General features: G+C 69.6%; 7 protein-coding genes. 3 read left to right on the top strand and 4 right to left on the bottom strand.

Annotation, left to right across the window (positions count from 1 at the left end):
* Positions 1-189 precede the first annotated feature (189 nt).
* Both GZ67_RS0104535 and GZ67_RS0104530 read right to left on the bottom strand, forming a co-directional pair.
* Complete coding sequence (locus tag GZ67_RS0104535; RefSeq protein ID WP_029262043.1) at positions 190-1,077, bottom strand: DUF817 domain-containing protein; 888 nt, start codon at positions 1,075-1,077, stop codon at positions 190-192.
* Positions 1,078-1,140: 63 nt separating this feature from the next.
* Complete coding sequence (locus GZ67_RS0104530) at positions 1,141-2,013, bottom strand: PHP domain-containing protein (RefSeq protein ID WP_029262044.1); 873 nt, start codon at positions 2,011-2,013, stop codon at positions 1,141-1,143.
* 97 nt (positions 2,014-2,110) lie between these two features.
* Here GZ67_RS0104530 and GZ67_RS0104525 point away from each other — a divergent pair, with 97 nt between their 5' ends.
* Complete coding sequence (locus tag GZ67_RS0104525; RefSeq protein WP_029262045.1) at positions 2,111-3,133, top strand: endonuclease/exonuclease/phosphatase family protein; 1,023 nt, start codon at positions 2,111-2,113, stop codon at positions 3,131-3,133.
* A 37-nt stretch (positions 3,134-3,170) separates the two neighbouring features.
* Positions 3,171-4,592, top strand: coding sequence for an aminopeptidase P family protein (locus GZ67_RS0104520; protein ID WP_029262046.1), 1,422 nt, complete (start codon positions 3,171-3,173; stop codon positions 4,590-4,592).
* Positions 4,593-4,616: 24 nt separating this feature from the next.
* On the opposite strand, the gene GZ67_RS0104515 is transcribed toward GZ67_RS0104520, so the two are convergent.
* Both GZ67_RS0104515 and GZ67_RS19610 read right to left on the bottom strand, forming a co-directional pair.
* A complete protein-coding gene (locus GZ67_RS0104515; RefSeq protein ID WP_029262047.1) occupies positions 4,617-5,267 on the bottom strand; it encodes an alpha/beta hydrolase family protein in 651 nt (216 codons plus the stop codon).
* Positions 5,267-5,764, bottom strand: a complete 498-nt coding sequence (locus tag GZ67_RS19610) for a DUF4870 domain-containing protein (protein ID WP_036303414.1) — start codon at positions 5,762-5,764, stop codon at positions 5,267-5,269. Before GZ67_RS19610 ends, GZ67_RS0104515 begins: the two co-directional genes overlap by 1 nt.
* A gap of 131 nt (positions 5,765-5,895) precedes the next feature.
* Here GZ67_RS19610 and GZ67_RS20980 point away from each other — a divergent pair.
* On the top strand, positions 5,896-6,153 hold a 258-nt coding region (locus tag GZ67_RS20980), incomplete at its 3' end, for a hypothetical protein (RefSeq protein WP_036330109.1).

Raw genomic sequence — 6,153 nt, 5'->3', positions numbered from 1 at the left:
CGCACGATGGTGCGGGCAAGGAACACCACGACGGCAAGCCGGCCCCGGCCCGTCGTCGCCGGCGTCGTCGCGGCGGTTCCGGCGCAGGAGCGGCTCCGGTCACCGGAGCCTGACAGACCACAGCACCTCACGAAGGGCGCGTGAAGCGGACGACCGTCCGGTTCACGCGCCCTTCGTCGTGTACCCGGATCACACCGGTGCCTGAGCGGCCTGCCCACGTTGCAGCAACGCGGCGGGTACCTGCGGCGGATACACCCACGCGACGAGGACGACCGAGATGATCATCAGCAGGAACCACGAGGTCAGCTTGCTCGGAGACACCGGCTGCCAGCCCTCGGCCTGGTCCGGATACGCCCACGCACCCGCCCAGGTGCCGATGTTCTCGGCGAGATAGATGAACACGGCGACGCCAGCGAAGACGGCCAGGAGCGGTAGCCGGATCGTGCGACGCCACACGCGGGCGTGCATGACGGTGGGCAGCCACAGCAGCACGACGCCGACCAGCAGCACCCAACGCGCATCCCACCACCAGTGGTGCGCGAAGAAGTTGACGTAGATCGCGACCGCGAGGATCGCCGTCATCCACCGACGCGGATACCTCTCGAAGCCCAGGTCGAAGAGGCGGTAGACGCGCACCATGTACGACCCGACCGCGGCATACATGAAGCCGCTGAACAGGGGCACCCCGCCGATGCGCAGGAAGCCGTCCGCGGCGTAGGCCCACGATCCGACATCGGTCTTGAACAACTCCATCACGGTGCCGGTGATGTGGAACAGCACGATGACCCACAGCTCTCGACCGCTCTCCAGCCGGAAGGCCAGCATCGCGAGTTGGATGAGCACCGCGGCGATCGTGAGCGCATCGTTGCGGGCGAGCGCCGCATCGTCGGGGTACCAGAGCCGCGCTGCGACGATCGCGACGAGCAGTGCCGCCCCGAAGATGCACGCCCATGCCTGCTTCAGCACGAACACCGCGAACTCGATCAGGCCGGCGCGGATTCCGTGCGCCGGGGCGCCGCGGAGGAGCTGGTGAGCGATCGCATCGACGCGCCGCTCCAGGGAAGTCGCTCGCTGCATGCCTCGGACGGTATCGGTCGCCGTCGACAGCCGGCCGGGAGATGACCGACAGAATGCCGAGGATCAGGGATAACGCGGGGAGATGCCGGTCCCGCGTGCTATGAGCCGCGCGACCATCTCGTCGGACGTGGTGTTCTCGCCCGGACGGTTGGGTTTGCCGCTGCCGTGATAGTCGCTGGAACCGGTGATGATGAGGTCGTGCTCGTCGGCGATCTCGCGGAGCTTCCGCTTGCCGGCCTCGGTGTTCTCGCGATGGTCGATCTCGAAGCCACCGAGGCCGGCGGCGATCAGTCGTTCGATGAACGGCACCGGCATCATCCGGTCGCGGCCCGACGTCACGGGGTGCGCGATGACGGCCACTCCCCCGGCCTGGGTGATCAGACGTACGGCGGTGAGGGGATCCGGCGCATAGTGCGGCTCGTAGTACCCCTCGCGCGGGTGCAGGATGCCGTCGAACGCCTCGGTCCGGTCGCGGACGATACCGCGGGCGATCAGCGCGTCGGCGATGTGGGGGCGCCCCACCGTCGCGTCCAGGTTCGTCTGCGCGACGACGTCCTCCCAGTCCAGGTCGTAATCCCGGCCGATGTTCCGGACGATCCGCTCGGCACGGCCGATCCGGTCTCCGCGGATGCGATCGGTCTCGGCGCGCAGGGCCTCGTTCTCGGGGTCGAAGAGGTAGCCCAGCACATGCACGCTGCGCCATTCGTGCTTGGCCGAGAGCTCCATGCCGGGGATGAAGGTCATTCCGAGCGCGACGGCCGCATCGCCCGCCTCGGCCCACCCGGTGGAGCGATCGTGGTCGGTGAGCGCGGCCGTACGGATCCCGTGCGCATGAACCTGCCGCATCACCTCGGCCGGAGACTCCGTGCCGTCGGACTGGTGCGAGTGCAGGTGCAGGTCGGCGGGACCGGTGAACCCGGCGGACGGAGTGGCCATCCTCCGAGCGTACCGAGCGCGACCGTCGCCGGGCGCGGAGGCGCACGGAGGATGTCGGGGCAGGGACTTCACAGGCGGCGCTTCTAGGCTGGAGGGGATGTTTCGACTACTGGGGATCCTCTTCACCGTCCTGCTCGCGATCGCGACGGCGATCGTGGTGTGGCCGCAGTTCTTCCACCTCGAGCAGACCTATCCCTTCGCCCAGCTCGTCTCCGTCCGCGGCCTGGTTCTCGGCGGCTTCCTCATCATCGTGGTGCTCGCCCTCCTGCTGTTGTTCGCGCGTCCGCTTCGCGGGTTCGCCGCGTCGGTGCTGATCGTCGCCCTGCTGGGAGCGAGCGCCACCGCACTGATCGGAGCCGGCAGGGGCTTCGGAGCGACCGCCCTTCCGGAGAAGACCGACAGCAGCGTCCGAGTGCTCACCTGGAACACCGCGGGCGAGGCCGTGTCGGCCGACGTGATCGCACAGCGGATCCTCGACCAGGGCGCGGACGTGGTCGCGCTGCCCGAGACCACCGAAGAGGTCGGTGAGCGGATCGCGATCATGCTGAGGGAGCAGGGGCACCCGATGTGGGTGCACCACGTGCAGTTCCGCCCCGATGTACAGGACGGACCGCAATCCTGGCAGACCACGGTCCTGGTCGCCCCCGACCTCGGCGAGTACTCCGTCATCGAGTCGGCGAAGGACGGCACCAGCAACACGGGTTCCGTGCCCAGCGTCGTCCTGATGCCGATCGACGGCGAAGGTCCCACGATCGTCGCCGTGCACGCGGTCGCACCGCGCATGGAAGAGATGCAGCAGTGGCAGACCGATCTGCAGTGGATCGCCGACCAGTGCCCGCAGGGGGACTTCATCCTGGCGGGAGACTTCAACGCGACGATCGACCACATGGCCGGTCTCGGCGTGGAGGGCGGCGACATCGGCTACTGCCGTGACGTGGCGGCGCGCACCGGCAACGGAGTCACCGGCACCTGGCCGAGCTCGCTCCCGCCGCTCGCCGGTGCGCCGATCGACCACGTGATGGCCTCGCAGAACTGGACTCCGACCGGCTCCGTCGTCCTCGACGACGCCGGCGGCAGCGACCACCGCGCGCTCGTCGTGCAGCTGGAGCCCGCCGGCTGAACTCCCGTGCACTCCCTGCAGATGACAGACTGGAGGGATGAGCACCGGAGAGCGCGACACGATCGCAGAACCCACCGTCGAAGCATCGGCCGAGAACAGCACCACGAACCGCAAGCAGCCGTTCCCCCAGGGCTTCCTCGACACCATCTCCACCGGCTGGGCCGAGCGCCCGGAGACCCTCCCGGCTCCCCGCGCACAGGCCCCCTACGCCGCCGTCCGCCGTGCTGCCGTCTCGGCCGCGTTCCCCGGCAAGCGCCTGGTGATCCCCGCCGGCTCCCTCAAGCAGCGCAGCAACGACACCGACTACGTCTTCCGGGCGCACTCCGCCTTCGCGCACCTCACCGGATGGGCGTCGGACGCGGAGCCCGACTCGGTACTGGTCTTCGCACCCACCGACTCGGGACATGACATCACGCTCTTCTTCCGTGAGCGTGCCGACCGGACGACGACCGAGTTCTATGCCGATGCCACGGTCGGCGAGTTCTGGATCGGCCCCCGCCCGTCCCTGGCCGGCGTCGCCGCCGACCTCGAGATCGCGACCGCCCACCTGGACGAGCTCGAGGCCGTCGCGGGCGAGCTGGTGCTCGAAGAGGACGACGCGCTGACCCGGTTCGTCTCCGAGCTGCGCCTCATCAAGGACGAGTTCGAGATCGCCGAGATGCGCCGTGCGGTCGAGATCACGGCCGACGGGTTCGACGACATCATCCGCGAGCTCCCCGCCGCCGTCGCCCACGCCCGCGGCGAGCGCGTCGTCGAAGGAGTGTTCCACCGCCGGGCTCGCGAAGACGGCAACGGCGAGGGCTACGACACGATCGCCGCGTCGGGGCCCCACGCCTGCTATCTGCACTGGACGCGCAACGACGGCACGGTCGCCCCCGGCGACCTGATCCTGGTCGATGCCGGTGTCGAGGCCGACAGCCTGTACACCGCCGACATCACCCGCACGCTTCCCGTCTCCGGGACGTTCACCGAGGTGCAGCGCCGCGTGTACGAGACGGTGCGCGAAGCAGCGGACGCGGCCTTCGCGGCAGCCCGGATCGGTGTGCGGTTCCGCGATGTGCACGGCGCGGCCATGAAGGTCATCGCCGAGCGCACCGCCGAGTGGGGTCTGCTTCCGGTCACCGCCGAGGAGGCGCTCGATGCGGACAAGGGTGGCCAGCACCGCCGGTACATGGTGCACGGCACCTCGCACCACCTCGGCATCGACGTGCACGACTGCGCGCAGGCACGCCGTGAGATGTATTACGACGGCATCCTGGCCCCCGGCATGGTGTTCACGATCGAGCCCGGCCTGTACTTCCAGATCGACGACCTGACGGTTCCGGCCGAGCTCCGCGGGATCGGCGTGCGCATCGAGGACGACATCCTCATGACCGAGGACGGCCCGGTCAACCTGTCGGCGGACATCCCGCGCACGGCCGACGAGGTCGAGGCGTGGATCGCCCAGCTACAGGGCTGACACGGCACGTCGCCGAGTTCGCCGCTAACGGCGTGTGAACTCGGCGACGATCGGCGCGAGAGATGCGCCGAGCTCGGAGGCGGGACGCTTCTGTCCCTTCACCTCGAAGGTGTGGCCGCCGCCCTCGATCCAGACGACTCGGGCATCCTGACAGGACGCGACCGCTTCTTCGAACTGCGAGATCGGCTGGATGAAAGGGTCGTTCGTGCCCTCGACGAACAACTGCGGAACCGCGATGGCCGGCAGATGCTCCACGCGTGGCTTCTCGGGCCTGCCCGGTGGGTGCAGCGGATAGCCGAGGTACGCCAGGCCGTCGACGACGAGACCGTCCGCGATGGCCATCGATGCCATGCGTCCGCCGTAGGACTTACCCGTCGCCCACACCGTATTTCCCGGTTCCTGCGCGCGAGCGAACGCCACAGCGGCCCGCCACGTCGACATTGCGTGCGCCGCGGGCCCGGGCATCTTCCTCCCCTGCTCCACATACGGGAAGTTGAAGCGCAGGGTGGAGAAGCCGAGTCCGCCCAGGGCCTCCGTGAACCCCGTGAGGAACGGATGGTCCTTGCCGGTGCCGGCACCGTGCGCGACGAGCACCGTCGCGCCGTTCCCGCCGGAGAACCAGTCCGCGCTGACCACGGTCGGCCCCGTCGGGAGATCGACCTGGATCGTCGTCATCAGGCGCGCGCGAAGGGGATGGCGAAGGGGACGCGCATGACGCCTCCCGAAGACACCCGCACCGTGCCGATGATCACGAGCACGACGTGCAGCAGCGAGACGGCGAAGTACAACGTGATGGGGATGCCCAGCGGGAAGAACCCGGTGGAGGCGTTGCCCTGAGAGGTCACGGTGATGAGCAGCACGAAGTGCATGACGAGGAGCACCGTCGACACCATCAGGTAGGTCAGTCCCCAGTTCAAGGCCGACCGCGCGTTCTCCGCAGCGGGTCCGCCGGTTCGACGCGCCGATCCCCCGCTGACAGCCATCGCGAGGCCCGACGCGAGCCCTCCGATGAACGGGAACGGGATGAGGACCAGGAAGCCGAGCGCCCACGGGAGCAGACCGCGTGCCGGCGCGACCGCAGGGGGGAACTGCGCGGGGTGACCGGGAGCGGGATACGTCTGCGACGGATAACCGGGTCCTGGGTACGCCGGCGGGGCATACCCGGGCGGCACGGCAGCTGCCTGTTGACCGGGCGCCTGATACGCAGGTGCCTGGTACGCGGGGGCTGGGTATCCGGGTGCCGGGGTTCCGGGAGGCGGGTATCCCGGCGCCGGATATCCCGCGGGCGCCGTGGGGGCAGCGTATGTCTGAGCAGGCGGTGCGGGCGGCGCAGGGGGCACCGGCAGCGCACTCGGCGCCGGGGGCACAGATGGTGCAGGTGGTGCAGTCGACGCCGGGGGCGCAGGCGGCGCAGGCGGTGCAGTCGACGCCGGGGCCGCAGGTGGCGGCGGCGGAGCGAACTCGCCCGGCTCGGGAGACTCGGGGAGCGTCATCGTCGGTCACCTTCCGGCACATCCGAGCTGGGCGCGATGCCGGGTTCGGGAGCGGGCAGCGGGGAGAT

Origin of the sequence: Microbacterium sp. Cr-K20 (assembly GCF_000708325.1) — a bacterium.
Taxonomy (GTDB): domain Bacteria; phylum Actinomycetota; class Actinomycetes; order Actinomycetales; family Microbacteriaceae; genus Microbacterium.
This window is presented reverse-complemented; position numbering and strand designations above follow the sequence as displayed.